The organism is Planotetraspora silvatica, assembly GCF_016863315.1.
In the GTDB taxonomy this organism is placed as follows: Bacteria; Actinomycetota; Actinomycetes; order Streptosporangiales; family Streptosporangiaceae; genus Planotetraspora; species Planotetraspora silvatica.
Window position 1 is genome coordinate 155,513 of record NZ_BOOQ01000010.1, and the last position, 16,927, is coordinate 172,439.

Annotated in this window: 21 protein-coding genes and 1 riboswitch; of the genes, 11 read left to right on the forward strand and 10 right to left on the reverse strand. The window is 67.1% G+C overall.

The window, feature by feature from the left end:
- The first annotated feature begins 2 nt into the window (after positions 1–2).
- Positions 3–998, forward strand: coding sequence for a polyprenyl synthetase family protein (locus tag Psi02_RS10025; RefSeq protein ID WP_203973173.1), 996 nt, complete (start codon positions 3–5; stop codon positions 996–998).
- An 18-nt stretch (positions 999–1,016) separates the two neighbouring features.
- Here Psi02_RS10025 and Psi02_RS10030 read toward each other — a convergent pair whose 3' ends face one another.
- Positions 1,017–1,853: an LLM class flavin-dependent oxidoreductase gene (locus tag Psi02_RS10030; protein ID WP_203973174.1), complete on the reverse strand. Its 837-nt coding sequence runs from the start codon at positions 1,851–1,853 to the stop codon at positions 1,017–1,019.
- An 80-nt stretch (positions 1,854–1,933) separates the two neighbouring features.
- Positions 1,934–2,845: an EamA family transporter RarD gene (gene rarD / locus Psi02_RS10035; protein WP_203973175.1), complete on the reverse strand. Its 912-nt coding sequence runs from the start codon at positions 2,843–2,845 to the stop codon at positions 1,934–1,936.
- 132 nt (positions 2,846–2,977) lie between these two features.
- On the opposite strand from rarD, the gene msrA reads away from it, so the two are divergent.
- The gene (gene msrA / locus Psi02_RS10040; protein ID WP_203973176.1) at positions 2,978–3,640 is read left to right on the forward strand and encodes a peptide-methionine (S)-S-oxide reductase MsrA; all 663 of its coding nucleotides are present in this window, start codon (positions 2,978–2,980) and stop codon (positions 3,638–3,640) included.
- Between the two features lie 82 nt (positions 3,641–3,722).
- Here msrA and Psi02_RS10045 read toward each other — a convergent pair whose 3' ends face one another.
- Together Psi02_RS10045 and Psi02_RS10050 are read right to left on the reverse strand one after the other, a co-directional pair.
- Complete coding sequence (locus Psi02_RS10045) at positions 3,723–4,157, reverse strand: type II toxin-antitoxin system VapC family toxin (RefSeq protein WP_203973177.1); 435 nt, start codon at positions 4,155–4,157, stop codon at positions 3,723–3,725.
- Entirely contained in the window at positions 4,154–4,330 is a 177-nt protein-coding gene (locus Psi02_RS10050; RefSeq protein WP_203973178.1) for a globin family protein, read from the reverse strand. The genes Psi02_RS10045 and Psi02_RS10050 overlap by 4 nt, the downstream gene beginning before the upstream one ends.
- Before the next feature lie 278 nt (positions 4,331–4,608).
- Between Psi02_RS10050 and Psi02_RS10055 the strand changes: the two genes are divergently transcribed.
- The 5 genes from Psi02_RS10055 (at position 4,609) to kilB (ending at position 7,269) form a co-directional block, all read left to right on the forward strand.
- Complete coding sequence (locus Psi02_RS10055) at positions 4,609–4,815, forward strand: hypothetical protein (protein WP_203973179.1); 207 nt, start codon at positions 4,609–4,611, stop codon at positions 4,813–4,815.
- A gap of 97 nt (positions 4,816–4,912) precedes the next feature.
- The gene (locus Psi02_RS10060) at positions 4,913–5,227 is read left to right on the forward strand and encodes a type II toxin-antitoxin system VapC family toxin (protein ID WP_239094764.1); all 315 of its coding nucleotides are present in this window, start codon (positions 4,913–4,915) and stop codon (positions 5,225–5,227) included.
- Between the two features lie 247 nt (positions 5,228–5,474).
- Positions 5,475–5,945, forward strand: coding sequence for a hypothetical protein (locus tag Psi02_RS10065; RefSeq protein ID WP_203973180.1), 471 nt, complete (start codon positions 5,475–5,477; stop codon positions 5,943–5,945).
- A gap of 371 nt (positions 5,946–6,316) precedes the next feature.
- Positions 6,317–6,616: a helix-turn-helix domain-containing protein gene (locus Psi02_RS10070; protein WP_203973181.1), complete on the forward strand. Its 300-nt coding sequence runs from the start codon at positions 6,317–6,319 to the stop codon at positions 6,614–6,616.
- Positions 6,617–6,837: 221 nt separating this feature from the next.
- Complete coding sequence (gene kilB, locus Psi02_RS10075) at positions 6,838–7,269, forward strand: plasmid transfer protein KilB (RefSeq protein WP_505858746.1); 432 nt, start codon at positions 6,838–6,840, stop codon at positions 7,267–7,269.
- Positions 7,270–7,339: 70 nt separating this feature from the next.
- Here kilB and Psi02_RS10080 read toward each other — a convergent pair whose 3' ends face one another.
- The gene (locus Psi02_RS10080; RefSeq protein WP_203973183.1) at positions 7,340–7,729 is read right to left on the reverse strand and encodes a C40 family peptidase; all 390 of its coding nucleotides are present in this window, start codon (positions 7,727–7,729) and stop codon (positions 7,340–7,342) included.
- A gap of 251 nt (positions 7,730–7,980) precedes the next feature.
- Positions 7,981–8,139, reverse strand: a riboswitch (cyclic di-AMP (ydaO/yuaA leader).
- Between the two features lie 429 nt (positions 8,140–8,568).
- Between Psi02_RS10080 and Psi02_RS10085 the strand changes: the two genes are divergently transcribed.
- Positions 8,569–9,165 carry a helix-turn-helix domain-containing protein gene (locus tag Psi02_RS10085; RefSeq protein WP_203973184.1) on the forward strand — a complete coding sequence of 199 codons (597 nt, stop codon included), beginning with the start codon at positions 8,569–8,571 and terminating at the stop codon, positions 9,163–9,165.
- A gap of 32 nt (positions 9,166–9,197) precedes the next feature.
- Complete coding sequence (locus Psi02_RS10090; protein WP_203973185.1) at positions 9,198–9,626, forward strand: HEPN domain-containing protein; 429 nt, start codon at positions 9,198–9,200, stop codon at positions 9,624–9,626.
- A gap of 307 nt (positions 9,627–9,933) precedes the next feature.
- Here the strand turns inward: Psi02_RS10090 and Psi02_RS10095 are convergent, their stop codons facing one another.
- The 5 genes from Psi02_RS10095 to Psi02_RS10115 are packed head-to-tail and all read right to left on the reverse strand — an operon-like array spanning position 9,934 to position 14,595.
- The gene (locus Psi02_RS10095; protein ID WP_203973186.1) at positions 9,934–11,088 is read right to left on the reverse strand and encodes an alpha/beta hydrolase family protein; all 1,155 of its coding nucleotides are present in this window, start codon (positions 11,086–11,088) and stop codon (positions 9,934–9,936) included.
- Between the two features lie 12 nt (positions 11,089–11,100).
- Positions 11,101–12,522, reverse strand: a complete 1,422-nt coding sequence (locus Psi02_RS10100; protein ID WP_203973187.1) for a S41 family peptidase — start codon at positions 12,520–12,522, stop codon at positions 11,101–11,103.
- Positions 12,519–13,571 (reverse strand): ABC-2 membrane transporter-related protein, encoded by a 1,053-nt coding sequence (locus tag Psi02_RS10105; protein ID WP_203973188.1) that lies wholly within the window; start codon positions 13,569–13,571, stop codon positions 12,519–12,521. The genes Psi02_RS10100 and Psi02_RS10105 overlap by 4 nt, the downstream gene beginning before the upstream one ends.
- Complete coding sequence (locus tag Psi02_RS10110; RefSeq protein ID WP_203973189.1) at positions 13,568–14,455, reverse strand: ABC transporter ATP-binding protein; 888 nt, start codon at positions 14,453–14,455, stop codon at positions 13,568–13,570. Before Psi02_RS10110 ends, Psi02_RS10105 begins: the two co-directional genes overlap by 4 nt.
- The gene (locus Psi02_RS10115) at positions 14,452–14,595 is read right to left on the reverse strand and encodes a hypothetical protein (RefSeq protein ID WP_203973190.1); all 144 of its coding nucleotides are present in this window, start codon (positions 14,593–14,595) and stop codon (positions 14,452–14,454) included. Before Psi02_RS10115 ends, Psi02_RS10110 begins: the two co-directional genes overlap by 4 nt.
- A gap of 126 nt (positions 14,596–14,721) precedes the next feature.
- Between Psi02_RS10115 and Psi02_RS40680 the strand changes: the two genes are divergently transcribed.
- The gene (locus Psi02_RS40680) at positions 14,722–16,170 is read left to right on the forward strand and encodes a sensor histidine kinase (RefSeq protein ID WP_275415178.1); all 1,449 of its coding nucleotides are present in this window, start codon (positions 14,722–14,724) and stop codon (positions 16,168–16,170) included.
- The gene (locus Psi02_RS10125; protein ID WP_203973191.1) at positions 16,167–16,838 is read left to right on the forward strand and encodes a response regulator; all 672 of its coding nucleotides are present in this window, start codon (positions 16,167–16,169) and stop codon (positions 16,836–16,838) included. The genes Psi02_RS40680 and Psi02_RS10125 overlap by 4 nt, the downstream gene beginning before the upstream one ends.
- Positions 16,839–16,927 lie beyond the last annotated feature (89 nt).

The following is a 16,927-nucleotide window of genomic DNA, read 5'->3' on the forward strand; positions in this document are numbered from 1 at the left end:
CTATGGCCGCGCCGCCCGTTGTGGACATCCCTCAGATCGACGAGCAGCTGGCCGTGGACCTTGCTAACGGGCTGGCGGCGGTGGAGAAGATGCTCCGGTCGTCCGTCGAGAGCGAGGACGCCTTCGTCACGGAGGCGTCCAAGCATCTCCTCGAGGCGGGCGGCAAGCGTTTCCGTGCCACGTTGATGCTCCTGGCCGCTCAGTTCGGCAATCCCGATGCCCCCGGCGTGGTCGCGGGGGCCGTCGTGATCGAGCTGACCCACTTGGCGACTCTGTACCACGATGACGTGATGGACGAGGCGCCCGTACGGCGTGGCACACCCTCGGCCAACGCCCGGTGGGACAACACCATCGCGATCTTGACCGGCGACTATCTCTTCGCCCAGGCGTCGGAGATCCTCGCCGACCTGGGAACCGAGCTCATCCGGATCCAGGCCCGCACCTTCTCGCGGCTGGTCCGCGGGCAGATCAGGGAGACCATGGGCCCCGCGGAAGGGGCCGACGCCGTCGCGCACTACATCCAGGTGCTGACCGACAAGACCGGGTCGCTGATCGCCACCTCCGGCCAGTTCGGCGCCCTGTTGTCCGGCGCCCCGCCGGAGGTCGTCGAGCGGGTCACCGACGCCTGTGAGGCCATCGGCGTGGCCTGGCAGCTCGGGGACGACCTCATCGACGTGGCGGCGCCGACCTCCGACTCGGGCAAGACCCCGGGCACCGACCTGCGCGAGGGCGTTCACACGCTTCCCGTCCTCTACGCGCTGGCCTCCGAGGACCCGGATGACGCCAGGCTGCGCGCGCTGCTGTCCGGCCCGGTGCCGGAGGAGGACGTCGAGGAGACGCTGACGCTGCTGCGCGCCAACCCCGCCATGGAGCAGGCCCGCAAGGAGCTCATCCGGTGGACCGATCGCGCCAAGGCCGCCCTGGCCGGCTTGCCTGACATCCCGGCGCGGGCGGCCCTGCTGGCCCTCTGCGACTACGTGGTCGAGCGTTCCGGCTGATCGCCTCGGATCCGGCCGTCAGCGGCCGGCGAGGATCTCGACGACCGGCGCGAACGCCTCGGCGAACACGCCGTTGACGGTGATGTAGGAGATTCCCAGCTCGTCCCGGCGGCGCAGGAGCGTGTCCGCCATCTGGCGGGGCGACCCGTCGAGCACGGACAGGGAGCCGGGCCCCGCGCCGTGGAGCAGCCGTTCCAGCCATGGCGGCGGATCGGTGCCGATCAGGTGGAGGTTGCTGCTCAGCTCGATCTGGCCGAATCTGGCCCCCGCCTTCTCCTCGAGGACGGCGAGCGGCCGGTGGAGGGAGTGGGGCGTGCTCGCCGGATGGACGGCGAAGGTGACGATGTCGGCCTGCTCGGCGGCGACGGTGAGCATGCGTTCCCCGGACGCCGCGAGCAGGATCGGCGGTCCCTCCTTCTGCACGGCCCCGGTGAACCGTCCGGAGCCGCCGAACACCGTGCGGACCTCGGTGATCAGCTCCTCCACCTGGGAGACGCGTTCGCCTGCCGTGCCGTACGGCATGCCGAGGAACTCGGCCTCAGGCCGGGCGTCGGCGCGTCCGGTGCCGATCCCGAGATCGAGCCTGCCTCCGGAGAGGAAGTCGAGCCCGGCGAGTTCCCACGCCAGTTGTCGCGGGCGGCGGTAGGGCACGCTCAGCACGAACGTGCTCAGCCGCAGCGTCGTGGTCGCGGTCGCCGCCGCGGTGAGGGCGAGGAGGGGCGGCAGCGTGCCGAGTGTGTCGGGCACGAGGAGGGTCGAATACCCCCGGTCCTCGGCCTGGCGTGCGAGAGCCGTCCAGCTCCCGGCGTCCGGCGCGAAGCCCGCCACGACGCCGAAACGGAAATGCTTGGTCATGCCGCCGATCCTCGCGGGATGCGGCCGTGCCGTCGTCGGTCCGGGGGAGACGGAATCCCTACTCCCCGGGGCGTAGCGCGTCAGACGGCTTCGAGCGCGGGAGCCGTACGCGCCTGCCTGCGGGTGGCACGGGCGGAGCGGAAGCCGTCCCACGTGAAGACGGCGAGCGCGAGCCACACGACGGTGAATCCGATCCACCTGCTCGCGGGCATGGTCTCGTGGACGACCAGCACGCCGCAGAGGAACTGCAGGACGGGTGCGATGTACTGCAGGACGCCGATGACGGTGAGCGGCACGCGGATCGCCGAGGCGGTGAAGGCGAGCAGCGGGACCGCGGTGACGATGCCCGCGCCCACGAGGAGCGCCGAGTGCCCCAGGCCGTGATGGCCGAACGTGGCGGTGCCGTTCACCTCGAGGACGGTGAGGTAGACGAGCGCGGGGACGAGCAGCACGAGCGTCTCGACGGTGAGGCTCTCCGCGCTGCCGACCTGCGCCGACTTCTTGACCATGCCGTACGTGCCGAAGCTCATCGCGAGGACGACGGCGATCCAGGGCAGGCGGCCGTAGTCGAGGGCGAGGATGAGCACGGACGTCGCCCCGAGCCCCACGGCGACCCACTGCCACGGGCGCAGGCGCTCACGGAAGACGACGACGCCGAAGAGCACGCTGACGAGGGGGTTGATGAAGTAGCCGAGCGCGCCTTCCACGACGTGGCCGCTGTTGACGGCGTAGATGTAGGTGCCCCAGTTGATCGAGATCGTGACGGCGGACACGGTGAGCAGGACGAACTGGCGGCGCGTCAGCGTGCGGAACCACGACCAGTGCCGCCTGACGGCCAGCACCGCGACCACGGCGACGAGGGACCAGACCATCCGATGGGCGAGAATCTCCACAGCGCCGGACGGCTTGAGCAGCGGCCAGTAGAGCGGGAACAGGCCCCACATGACGTAGGCGGCGATCCCGTACAAGATCCCCCGGCGCGTTTCAGGCATGTCCAAATTTTTGCTGATTCTAGGATTTAATACAAATAAGTATTGCTATGTCCGGATATTAAGGACCGCTTACGTCAGGAACAACCCGCTCCCCCGTCTGGTTGGGACAGTCAGAGCGGATGGAGGTTCGAGATGGGCTGGCTCTTCGGCCGGAACAAGACATCGATGGTGGACCCCTCGGAGGCGCTGCCGGGTCGTTCCGCGGCAATGGCGGTGGCCGGTCGTCACGTGGTGCTGGACACGCCGTTGGCGGCGCCGTACGCGGACGGCACGGAGATCGCGGAGTTCGGGCTGGGCTGCTTCTGGGGAGCGGAGCGCAAGTTCTGGCAGACGCCGGGTGTCGTCTCCACGTCCGTCGGATACGAGGGTGGATACACCACGAATCCGACCTACGAGGAGGTCTGTACCGGCATGACCGGGCACGCCGAGGTCGTCCGGGTGGTGTTCGATCCGAACAAGGTGTCCTACGAGGAGCTCCTCAAGGTCTTCTGGGAGGAGCACGACCCGACCCAGGGGATGCGCCAGGGCAACGACATCGGCACGCAGTATCGGTCGGCGATCTACACCCACGGTCCTCAGCAGGCGAAGGTGGCCCAGGCGTCCAAGGACGCGTACCAGGACGTCCTGACCAAGGCCGGGTACGGCCAGATCACCACCGAGATCACTCCTGCCGGCGAGTTCTACTTCGCCGAGGACTACCACCAGCAGTACCTGTACAAGGTCCCTAACGGCTACTGCGGGATCGGCGGAACGGGCGTCGCCTGCCCGGTCGGCCTGACCACCGGCGAGGCGTGACCTCTCCGAAAATCACTGGCCCTTGATCGCCCGGCCTGCCGGTCTCCGATCGAGGGCCAGAGCCGTTTTCGGCGATGACTGATCAGTCAGCAGGCAAGATCGTGAGTCGTTGCCCCTTGGGTAGGTGGCGAGGGGCAACGACCAGGTAGTCCCGCTGATCGAGCGTTGCGACTTCGCGAAGATCGAGGCGCTCGGCCAGAGCGATCACGCATGCGTCCACGGCTTGGAGCCGCAGAGACGCATATGCCGCGAGTAACTCGGAGATTCGACGGTAGTCGTGAGGTGTTACTTCGATAACCCGGAGTTCGTCGTCGGCGATCGCCGCGCAGAACTCGGCGGCAAGAGCAGAACTGCCACGCCGAACCGGGTCAGATAGCAGGTGGCATATTTCTGTCACGGCGAGCGAGGGGACAACCAGCCGGGTCCAGTTTCGCGCCAGGAACCGCACACAGCGCCCGTGATCTTTATCCGCCCTGTTGAATGCCGCAACGAGGGGTCCCGTGTCGCACAAGATCACGCCGTGACCGCTTCGCCGGGCTCCTCGTGGTGAGGATAGGTGAGGTAGTGGTCGTGGCGGGCACCGAGGTCCGGCGGCCCTTGGAGCGCGCCGACCAGTGCGGCGAGGTGCCGAGGAAGCTGCACCTCGTCAAGTGCCTCTGACTCGCTCGGGGTCTCGTCGTCGAATGCCATGCTCCAAGTGTAAGGGCCGGTCAGTCAGGAGGCCCGGCTCTTCAACAGCTCGGGTGAGTAGGAATTATGGCCTGGAGTGAACGGCTACCACCAGCGGTATTTGTACAAGGTCCCCAACGGATATTGCGGGATCGGGGGCACCAGCGTCAAGCTATGTGACCCTTCGGCATGACGCCCGGAAGGAGTGATCTTTCGCAGGAGCTGAGTGGCTCATTGCGCTGGAAGTCCCGGGTCGTGGGTTCTCCTGTCAGCAGTGGCCATCTGGCTAGACTCGATGCATGAGCGTGATGCGCGAGGAACTCCACCATCTGGTGGATCAGTTGCCCGAGGAGAAGGTCGCTCCTCTCCTGCGCCTCGTTCGTGATCAGCTCAACGAGGAGCCGGCGATTCGCGATCTGCCCTTCATCGGCATGCTGGAAGCAGAACCCGATTTCGCGGAACGGTCAGAGGAGATCCTCCGCTCGGAGGACAATCACTCTTCGTGATCGTCATTGACTCGGGGCCATTGGTAGCAGCGATCAACGTCCGGGATGACCACCACGCCACCTGCGCCCACCTGCTTCGCTCCCATCCCGCCCACTGTTGGTTCCCGCGACGGTCGTCACCGAGGTTTGCCAACTGGTCGAGAAACGACAAGGGAGCAAGGCGGAAGCCGCCTTCTTGAATTCGTTCGGGAACGGGTTGGTACTGGTCGACCTGACCGACGAGGATCTATCCCGCATGGGTGATCTCGTGGCTATGTACGCCAGCCTTCCGTTGGGTGCGGTCGATGCGTCTGTGATCTCCATTGCCGAGCGTCTCGGCCTGTCTGAGGTGGCAACCCTTGATCGCCGCCATTTCACCGTCGTTCGCCCCCGCCACCTCGACGCGCTCACCCTGCTTCCTGGACAGCTCTGAAAGATCGAGTCGTTCGATGGGGGCATTGCGTACTGATGGGCACCAACGTCAAGCTATGTGACCCATCTAGCGGCGCTCATGGCAGGAGGATCTGTGTCTACCGTCGCGATCACTCCTGGGAGTGTGGACCTTTGGACTCGGGCTGATCCCGGTTCATGGCAGCTCCAACATGAGTGGCATGCGATGGCCGAGGAACAGCTCCTACGAGTCCCGGTCATCAGAATGTGTTCTGACTTATGCTGGCGTTGTGAGCACCAGCAATGCCGACGCCGTCACTTTCTCGGACCTGTCGAGGAACCCTCGAGCTGTCGCCGAACGCGCCGCGCGCCTCGGCCGAGTACGTGTCACTCACCGTGATGCCCCAGATTTCTACCTGACCGCCGCCGACCGCGAGGATCAGCGCGGGCAGACGCTCGCTACGGCATCCCGACTGTTCCTCGCCCTCATCAAGCATGATCCGACCGCCCGAGCGCTGGTCATCGCCATGCCTGAGGTCTTTCCTTGGGTTCGCCACCTGACCTCCGATGAGCTGCGTGCCTTCACTCTCGAACTGGTGGAGGCGCTCTCCGATGCCGCCGAACTGGAAGTCGATGTCACCACGCAGGAAGTGATCGCAGGCTGGCGGGCAACCGCCCGAATCAAGGCTGACCCCGTGGACTACGCCCAGGCTCGCAAGGCTACGAGCGGCGACTTTGGACCGGTAGAGGTTTCAGCGTGAGTCCGAAGCGTGGAGACCGGGTCACGGTTCCACCTCCTGATGGTGCATGGGACATCCGGTTCGGTACCAGTGACGCGGTCAAGGGGTGGGAGGAACTGTGCCGTCACGCCTTGGCCAACACGCGTCGATGTTTCGAGGCACTGCGCGCGGATCCACGCTCACGGGCAGATAACGAGCGTCAACACCGCCTGCGCGGTGACCTTGCGACTCATCGCCATAATGGCCATGACCTGGAGCAATGGGAATTCGAGGTAACCAGCGGCGGGCGAGTCCGCTACGTCATAGATGACGACGCCCGTACTGTCTGGGTTGTCTACGCCTCGCCGCGACACCCGAAAGACACCGACGCATGAGCCGGAGACGTGAGCTGTATGAGCGAACAGGAGAACTGGCGAGAGCTCAGGGATCGCCGGTTGGCCGAGCCGGGTGCGGCTGAGGTGTATGAGGCGACGCGTCTCGCCTACGAACTGGGCAAGACGGTTCGGGCGATGCGTGAAGGGCGAGGCTGGAGTCAGAACGTTCTGGCACGCGAGGCCGGCATGACGCAATCGGCGGTGGCGCGGTTCGAGGTCGGCGGGACGATCCCCACGTTGCCGGTTCTGGAACGCCTGGCACGCGTTTTGGACGCGGATGTCGAGGTCCGTCTGACACCACGGGCTTCCGCCGCTTGAGCTGAGCCAATGTCGGGGACCATTGCGGCCTTGTTGGGACGGGCGTCGTCTGCCCGGTCGGCCTGACCACCGGCGAGGCGTAAGGGCTCCTTACCCCATGGAGGAACCGGCGTCAGAGATGACGCCGGTTCCTCGCCATCATGGATCGGCGCCTCTTGGCCCCTTGCGGCGGGTGTGATCCACTCGTTCGGGTGAGCGCTGTTCTCGGAAGCTTGATCGCCGTGCTCGGGACTCTATTCGGATCCTTCAGCACGTACCTGTTCCAGCAGCGCACTGCCAGGCGAGCCGAGGCAGGCGCCCGGCAGGAATGGCTACGCCGGGAGCGCGTAGCCGCCTACAGCGAATTCGCTGCTGCGTTGACCGAACTCAAGCGCGCCATCGTCGCCGTATGGCTGAACCAGTCGGATGCGGCCGCACACAAGCAACTTCTCGCTGACGCTGATCGCGTAGGTGCTCTCGCCGAGACGGCACGGTTTCGGTTGCGGCTGCTGTCGGGCAGGCCGGAGCCGCTCGCCGATACCGCGTTCACACATATAGACGCGCTGCGTCACGCTTCCGGCGCGGATGAACTCAAGATCCGTGAGACTGAATTCGAGTCCGCCGTGTCCGCGTTCGTCACCGCTGCTTCTGAGCGTCTCCTGGGCGGAGAGTAGACACGCTGCCGGGTCGGCCCGGGTGATGGCGAACAATCATGACATCCAGCCCCAGCCTGGTGCCCCAGGGTCAGACGTCGGGGCGCACGGCGGAGACGAAGCTGCTGCTCCAGTAACCGTTGAGACTGTCGATCCTGACCACCGCGCCGGTATGGGGGGCGGCGATCACCTTGTCGTGTCCTATGTACATGCCCACGTGGCCGCCGCCGTCGGTGAAGATGAGGTCGCCCGGCTTGAGATGCGCCAGGGAGACCTTCTTCTTGACGGCGCTGAGCATCGACCACGTCGTGCGCGGGAGCATGACGCCGGCCTTGCGCCAGGCGAACTGGACCAGCCCCGAGCAGTCGAACGCCCCTGGGCCCGTGGCGCCCCACACGTAGGGATCGCCGAGGTGATTTGTCGCCATCTCAATGGCGCGCTTGGCCTTCGCCTGCTGGAGAGCGGACTTGGTGACCTTCATGCTCGCGGAGGCTTCCGCCCTTAACGTCACGAGAATCTCATCGGTGTACGGGGCGGCCCCCGCAACGGGTCGTGCGGCGGGCTCGGGTGGGATGACCGTCGATGCCGGGGGTGTGACTGTCAATGTCCCCGAATCGGCGGCCGCAGGCACCGCACTGAAGGCTCCTATTGAGGCAGTGAGCGCGGCGCCGCTGAGCGTGACACAGGCAATGCGGAACAGAGTGGTGGGGTTGGCAGGCAAGGGGGGCTCCTAGGGTCTTCCGCTTGCGCCTACCGGGTTAGCTGACGGATTCGGGCAGGGAAGTTGCCCTACGGCGCTTGGCGCGCCGATTCACCCCAGACCTTCATCGAAGGTCGACTGGTTCCCCGGCTCCGTACCTCCTTGCGGCACGGATTCGGCAGATCACCGACGCCCAGGGGGGCGGAGAGGACATGGCGGCGGTGACAGTGGATGTTCGTTTCGGACACGGCCGGCCGTCCGTGTCCGCGACGGCGGCGCCATTGAGGGTGCCGCTGTAAGGCAAGGAACGTACCAATTGGTGCAGATAGCCGTAAAGGGCATGAAACGGTAAATAATGCCTAAAGAGGATCAAAACACGAATAACCGCAGATCAGGGGCCTACTGGATGGCAATGTGATGCTCGTCACACATACTCGAAGGGCTTCTTCCTCGCCTCGAGACCTGGCTGCTGTTGCCTGAACTGAACCGCCGCCACCAAGCAGTATCTGTTCAAGATCCCCAACGGATACCGCGGGATCGGCGAGTGGCTCGACCCAAGAACGCGAGTTCCCGCACGTAGACCGTGCAACTTGCGTAAGCTGCAAGCTATGTTTCAGTTTATGAAACAGCCGCCTTCTGTCTTGCTGCCCCTGCTGCGTTCTCCCTTTCAGGGAGAGCTCCTGGCATGGCTCTTTCTGCACCCTGGCGAGGAGTACGCCCAGATTGAGTTGGCGAAGAGGTTCGACGTTTCGGCTTCGACCGTCACCCGCGAGGTCGATCGTCTCTCGGCGGCGGGCCTGATCGTCGAACGAAGAGTGGGCAACTTGCGGATGGTCAGCGCTGACACCGATGTGGTCGTGGCTCGGCCACTCACTGAGTTGCTCGCTCTGACGTATGGGCCCTCGGCCGTTCTCGGCGAGCGACTGTCCGACGTTGCCGCTGTCGAGCAGGCCTACATCTACGGCTCCTGGGCTGCGCGCTACTCAGGCGAGCCGGGCCGAGTGCCACGGGACGTAGACGTTCTGGTCGTCGGCGACGTTGATGAAGATGATCTCTATGACGTGGCTAGAGCCGCGGAGCGTCAACTTGGCCGGGAGGTCAACATGCGGCGGGTGAGTCGTGTGGCCTGGGAGGCATCGGCCGGCGATCCCTTCCTGGACACGGTCAGGTCCCGGCCACTGGTGCAGCTCAAGATTGATAGGGGGCATGGTCGGTGAGGTGGGAACAGGGGCGCGCCATCGTTGAGGGCATGCTTGCCCGTGGTGAGGTCGAAAGGGTCGCGGCTAGCCGTGCCCAGGCTGATGAGCTGCTCGACCAGGCTCGGAAGCATATGGCGACGGCTCGACTTGCGATGGAGTCGGATCCGATTGGCGCCTACCAGTTGCTCTATGACGCATCGCGTAAGGCGCTATGCGCCGTTCTGGAGAACCAAGGTCTACGGACCAGCAGTCGCGGTGGGCACATCGCGGTATACGAGGCGGTCAGCGCACAGCTTGATCCACCGCTTGGCCAGAACTTGCGTCCCTTTGATCGGATGCGGCGACGACGGAACGAAGCGGAGTATCCGCGTCTGGAATCTCCACGTTTCAGCGCCGATGATGTCCGGGCAGACATGGTCAAAGTCGAAACGATCGTGGAGATCGCAGCGAACGTTCTCGACCAGATGCAGCCCTTCTGAGATGCACGGGTGCCACTGCAGCGAGCGGAGGGTCTGACACCACGGGCTCCTGCCGCTTGAGCTGAGCCGATGCTGGGGGACGCTGCGGCCTCGGTGACACCAGCGTCAAGCCATGTGACCCTTCACGGCATGCTCCTCGACAGGGCGGTCGCCCTCGCCGGAGGAGTAGCCGTGGCATTGATGAGATCTCCCGGCGGTGGTTAGGCCTGCTCGGAGGTCTCCTGCGATGAGATTCAGCACGCATTTGGCACAGCAGGTGGCTGGAGTGACCGTGGACGTCACCGTTGGCGTTCGGCGGCGCAGGGGCTCAGGAGTGACCGCAGGTCGCGGGGCAGAACTTGACCTCGGGGTAGCGGGATGACGGCCCTTCCAGGAGGGGCTGTCGCAGCGACTTCAGGTGCTGGTCGAGGAAGGCTGCCACGTAGGTGCGGGTGAGCTCTGCGCCACGGGCCGCGGGCAGCATGCCAGGGAGAGGTTGGAGGCCGAGGACGTCCGCCACCAGCGAGATGTCGGTGAAGGACTGGTGTTCGGCGTCCGACAGCACGAGCCAGCGCTTCCACCCGGTCAGCAGCTTCCAGTCACGGTCCCACGAATTGTCGCCGCCGCCCGGGACATGCTCTTGTGAACCCAGGAACATGAACGGCCGGGAGAGGCCGCTCTGGGGGATCCGAGCGTAGGTGGTGCCGTCCATATCGATTCCGGCGCGTATGCGTGGGTCTTTGACCATGGCCGCCACGGTGCCGGCCCCGCCGATCGACTGGCCTACCATCGCGATCCTTTTGCGGTCGATCAGGTCGGAATGCTTCCACTTGGAGGTCAGCTGGTCGAGGACGAAGGAAACGTCGGCGGCTCGACCCTGGACCAGTCCTGCGCCGAAGCCCGGGTCGCTGCTGCTGTCGCAGGCGAGGCATTCGGCGACTCGGCCGTCGGAGAGGGTGGTGGCGTAGCTTTCGTAGGTGTGGTCGATGCCGGCCACGACGTACCCTCGGCTGGCCAGGTCCTCGGCCAGGGATGTGAGGGTGCTCATCGGTTTGGTGAAGCCGGGTGAGAGCACCACCAGCGGAAGCTTCCGGCCGGAGGGGGCGGCGTCCTTGACGGCGTTGGTTCGTGTCTTGCTCAGCGTGTCGTACGGCGTGCTCGCGATCCCCGAGCCTTTCAAGAACAGCTCCGACTCCTTCGGTGTCATGTAGGGCGAGCGTTGCCCGTCGCGCTGCTCGGTCGGGTACCACAGGGTGACCTTGAGCTCCCTGGCTTGGACGTCGGGGTCCCAGGGATCGGGGCGGGAGGTGTCCTTGAGGTAGAGGGCGGTGGTGCCGACCGGATGGCCTCCGGTGGGCGCGGGCAGGGTGGCCGGGCCGGTGGGCGTGGCCCGCGGGGCGTCGGACCGGGGCGGCGCGGGGGCGGAGCAGGCGGATGCGGCCAGGACGACCAGTCCTAGGGCGACGGCCAGGATCTGTCTCATGGAGAGGTCCGTTCACTTGTGCAGCAGGGTCAGGCCCTCGGCCAGCGCGGGGTCGCGCCCGGCGGCGGCGTTCTCGGGGGTGAGGGGCACGTAGTGGTCGGGCGGCACGCCGATCCGGTCGATGACCTCGCGATCGGGCCCGAGGTGGTGCCTGGCGGGGAAGCTCAGGACGGTGTTGTTGGCGAGCAGGTAGGACTGCGCCGGGCCGGAGATCACGCCGGCGGTTCTGGTCCCGACCAACTGGCCGAGGTGCAGGTCCTGGACCGCCGAGCTGAAGTGCTCGCACGCCGAGGCGCAGCCGTGGTCGATGAGCACGACCAGCGGCAGGTTGAGCAGTTCGACGGTGTCGTCGGTCCGCGCGGTCGCACATCTGTTGTCCACGGTGCACTGGTAGGCGGTGACCTTGCCGTGGACGAACGCGCTCACCAGGCGGGCCGCCTCGACAGGGCTGCCGCCGCCGTTGCCGCGCAGATCCAGCACGACGCCGACCGGCGTGCGGCTGGCGCGCAGCCTGGAGATCGCCTTGAACACCCGGTTCGCGGAGTCGGGCGCGAATCCGGTCATCCGTACATAGGCGATGTCGTCGTCCAGCAGCTTCGACCTCACCACTTGCAGGGCGGCCAGGTCCCGCTGGTAGAGGCCGGGCTTGAGCGTGACCGTCCAGCGGCGGCCGGTGGTCTGCCGCAGGAGCCGCAACTCGATCGGGCGCGCCTCGGGATACGTCGGATAGAGCGCGGCGATCGCGGGGGTGACCTTGCCGTCGACGAAGGGCGCCGAGCCGTTGACCGCTTCGATGACGTCCCCCGGGCGCAGTCCCGCAGCCCGCGCCGCGCCGCCGAGCACGGTGGTGACGAACAGCGGAGCGAGGGCGACGCGGGGGGTGCTGCCGTCCATCTGCGAGCTGCTGACGTTCGCCTGGAGACCCAGGCCGTAGCCGTCGCCGTCGTAGTAGTCGAGCGGCCGTGCGACATCGTGCGTCCAGCGGGCGTGGTTGTCGCCGAGGGCGGCCACGATGGCCTCGAGGGTGACGACGGCCAGCTTGTCGCGCAGGTCGGGGACCTGATCGGTGGTCTTCCGGTAGGCGGTCTCGAAGGCGGCCCAGTCGGCTTTCCGGTCACCGGTCAGCGCCGGCATGGTCGCGTCGGGCACGTCGCGCCCGTCGCGGTTGAGTTCCTGGGTCAGGGCGAGGAATCCGGCGGTCAGCAGCGAGCGGGCGTCCAGCGTCGGGCCGCTGTAGTAGTTGCCGAGGATGCAGAAGTACGCCTGCTCGATGACGTCGATCGTGGTGCCCGTCTCCGCCCCGAGCGGTCCCTGGGGGTGCGCGCAGGCTGTCGCGCCCGCCGTGCTCGCCTGGGTGCGCGGTGGCGTCGGCGCCGTGCAGGCCGCCGCCAGGAGGAGGGCGAGTACGGCGGCCGCAGTCCTGTTGATGGTCATGACAGGCGCCTCCGGAGCCACCAGAAGGAGAACCATGTGAGCCCGAGGGTGAGCAGGGCGTAGATCCCGGTCTCGATCCACTGGAAGGCCCAGAAGCGCTCAAGGGGCTGGTAGGTCGCGTGCTGGCGGTAGCCGAGGCTGTTGATCTCGAGCCAGCACGCGTCCAAGCCGTGTGGTCCCGCCTCCTGCGGCGAGCAGGGGCCCGACGTCACCGAGACGGGGACGGGCGCTTCTTCGCCGCCGCCGGCGATCCTACGTCCGGACGAATCGAGGAGGTCGCTGGACAGGACCCAGGAGCCCGCGTGGCCGGGAACCGCCAGTCTCGTGGAAATCCGCACAGGTCCGCCCTGTCCTTCTACGCGGATGCCGCCCATGTTCACCTGGCTGAGCTCGAAGGTCGCGGTGACCGGGGGCATCAGGTGGGGACGGACCAGTTGCGGCATGGCGAACTGGACCGCGGCGAAGACGACCAGGGTGATGGCCATGGCGGGCAACGTGCGGCGCACCAGAATGCCCACGGTGACGCCGAGAACGAAGGCGAAGGCCGCGTACCCCATCGGTGCGATGCCACGCGCGCCGAACACCAGGGGAGCCATCAAGGCCAGGTCTGGAACAGCCGACTTGTCCAGGGGATCGGACCACCACGTCACCGCGAGGCCGCATACGCAGGCGGCGGTCATGGCCGCCAGGCCGATGAGCCCGAGCTTGACTGCCAGCCAGCGGCCACGGGTGACGCTCTGGTTCCACACCAGCAGGTGCGTGCCCGCCTCCAGTTCGCGGGTGATCAACGGTGCCCCCCAGAAGAGCCCGACCAGAGCGGGCAGCGCCAGCACGACGAAGCTGACGGCGACGAAGGGGAGCTGATGTTCGTCGAAGAAGCGGTCGAAGAACTGGTCGCAGGTGTCGTCCGGAGTGCAGCCGGCGAGTCCGGCGGTGTAGCGGGAGGCCAGGTCCGGGCCGGTCAGGGCCAGCACGACGGTGAGGACGAGGAGTACGGCGGCCGTCATCACGGCCGAGCCGCGGAACTGGCGCCAGGTCAGCCAGATCATTGCTGCACCTCCAGGGGGGCTCGCCGGTTCTCCGTGGACTTGTCCATGTAGGCGAGGACGAGGTCTTCCAGGCTGAGCCGGCTGACCGTCCAGGCGGGGTCGTGGATCGGTGGGTCGGTACGGATGACGACGGTGCTCTGCCGATCGGTGTGGCTGACGGAGATCACTCGCTGGTCGGAGGGGAACCGATCGAAGGCGTGGCGGGCGCCGGTGAGGCGGTGGTGGGTGGCCAGTAACCGGTCGACTTCCCCGGCTACCCGGACGCGCGAGTCGACGAGGACGATCAGGTAGTCGCAGACCTTTTCCAGGTCGGAGACCAGGTGGGAGGAGAGCACCACGCTCAGCTTGTGGTCGGCGGTGGCCTCCGTCAGCCCCTGGAGAAACTCGCGGCGGGCGAGCGGGTCGAGCGAAGCCACCGGCTCGTCCATGATCAGTAGTTCGGGCCGCTTGGCCAGTCCCAGGGTGAGGGCGAGTTGGGCGCGCTGGCCGCCCGACAGCTTGCCTGCCCGGTGCGAGGGATCGAGCCCGAGATGTCCGCTGCGCTCCCGCGCGAGCGCGGCGTCCCAGCGGGGGTTGAGCCGGGCGCCCAACCGCAGGTGTTCGGCAACGGTCAATGCCGCGTAGAGCGGGGTGTCCTGGGCGACGAACCCGACCCTGGCCAGCTGCGCGGGCGTGCTCCCGGGCCGCTCGCCGAGCACCGTGATGTCGCCCGTCGTCGGTTGGAGCTGGCCGCCGGCCAGCTTCAGCAGTGTGGTCTTGCCGGCTCCGTTGGGGCCCACGAGCCCGACGACGTGGCCGGCCGGGATGTCGATGGTGCAGTCGCTCAGTGCCCAGCGCTTGCCGTACCTCTTGCCCAGTGCCTGGGCTTGCAGGACAGAAGTCACGCGATGTCCTCCTGATAGGTGATCCGAAAGGCGGTCATGAACAGCGCCTCGACGCCTTCGGCGAGGCCGCGGCTCCAGAGCGGCGTGATTGGCGGGAACGAAACTAGGCGCTGCCCTTGCCGGTGCGCGTCGGCCGTCATACCGAGATCGCGTACTGCCTGAGAACGAGGGGCCGCCAGGTCATCCCTGCGATGTACTCCCGAAGACCATGAGTCCCGTCACAACGGCCGATGCGGGACGGGCAGGCAGGCGGTGACAATGTGCCGGTGGAAACCGGTGAACGACCACCGTGGTGGCGGCATGTGCTCGATCTGGGCAGCCGGCTGGACGAGGACTACCCGGACGGGCGGGGCGTCCGGGGCACGCAAGGGCTGAGTGGCGACGGACCCCCAAGGCCGTCTCGCAGAGCACTCGCCGTCGACGTGGTGGTCGCGATCGTCCTGATGGTCATCGCGGTGACCGTATCGGCGAAACATCCAGTGATCGCGGATCACTCCGAAGTGAGGGAGTACTTGCGGCTCCGACCTGTCGCTCCGCCCGCACCGCCGGTTCCTGATCTCCCGCCGGTTCCTGATCCCCCGACCGGCTACCCACCACCTCCTGGCGTCCCGTCCAACGGCCTGCCCCCACCTTTTGGCGACCCGTCAGGCAACGCGCCTGCCAAGCCTCAGCCCTACGACCCGCCCGCGTTCCTGGTGGCGCTGACGGCGTTACCGCTGGCGGCGCGGCGCCGGTACCCGCTCATCACCTTCTGGGTGGTGCTGGCGGCGGCGCTGGCCACCCACGCGGCTGCCACCTGGATCACCGTGCTGACCTGCGCTGTCGCGGCGTACGGTGCCGTCGCCTACAGCCGTAACCGGTTCCTGGCCATAGGTGGCCTGGTGGTCGCGGCCGGGCTGGCCGGTGGCGCCTTCCGGGATGTCGCGCCTGGGCTGCCGAATTGGATGGGGCCGTTCGTCGTCCTGCTGAGCGTCGGCGTCTTCGGAAGCTCCGTCCGTTTCTGGCGGCGACAGCTGGGAGCCAGCCGGAATCGGCTCGCCGAGTTGCAGCAGGCGCAGGCAGACGCCATGCGCAGGGCTGTCGAGGAGGAGCGCTCCCGCATTGCGGCCGAGCTTCACGATGTGGTGACCCACAATGTCAGCGTGATGGTGATCCAGGCCGGCGCGGCCCGCAAGGTCATGGACATGGAGCCGGAGCAGTCGAAACAGGCTCTGCTCGCGATCGAGTCCGGCGGCCGGGCCGCCATGGCCGAACTGCGCAACGTCATGGGCCTGCTCGCCGGCCCGGGTGGCGAGCGTCTCGACGGGCCTTCCGACGGCCTCGAACCCCAACCCGGGCTCGACCAGCTCGACGCTCTGGTGGAACGGGTCCGCGCCGCCGGCGTGCCGGTGAGCGTCGAGGTGTCGCCGCCGGGGCCGCTGCCTCCCGGGATCGACCTCGCCGCCTACCGCGTCGTACAGGAGGCCCTCACCAACACGATCAAGCACGCGGCCGGGGCCGCCGCGTTCGTGACGATCGGTCAGGACGGCGACTGGCTGGAGATCGAGGTGACAGACACCGGCGGGACACGGAGTGCCTGGCCGCGGGCCGGCGACGGCAGGGGGCTGATCGGGTTGCGCGAGCGGCTCGCCGTCTACGGCGGGACTCTGGACGCCGGACGGACTCTCGGGGGCGGATTCCGGATCAAGGCCCGCGTCCCGTGGAGGACGACATGACCGAGCGGTTGCGCGCCGTCATCGCCGACGACCAGGCACTGGTACGCACGGGATTCCGCATGATCCTCGCCGCCGACGGCATCGAAGTGGCGGCAGAGGCCGCCGATGGGGACGAAGCCGTCGCCGCGGTCCGCCGTACCAGGCCCGACGTCGTGCTCATGGACATCCGGATGCCGCGGATGGACGGCCTCGAAGCCACCCGGCGGATCCTCGCGGGCGGCGCCGAGGACACCCGCGTGCTGATCCTGACCACCTACGACCTCGACCACTATGTGTACGCCGCGCTCGCCGCGGGGGCGAGCGGGTTCCTGCTCAAGGACGTCACACCCGAACACCTGGTGGCCGCGGTACGCCTGGTGCGCTCCGGCGACGCCCTGCTCGCGCCCACCATCACCCGCCGCCTGGTTGAACGTTTCGCCCGCCGCGACAACGTGAAGCCCACCCTCCACCGCGATCTGTCCCAGCTGACGCCTCGGGAACTGGACGTGCTGCGCCTGCTCGCGACCGGCCTGAGCAACGCCGAACTCGCCGACCGGCTGACCCTCAGCGTGGCCACGGTGAAGACTCACGTCGCGCGCATCCTGGCCAAGCTCGGCCTGCGTGACCGTGTCCAAGCCGTGGTGGTCGCCTACGAGACCGGCCTGATCTCCCCCGGCGGCACCGGTTGACCTGAATCCACTGGACAACGGCGCCAAGCGGCAAGTACCTGAAGTGTGGACTTGCCACAACAGTGTTCGGGAGGCTTTCGGCATGCCGG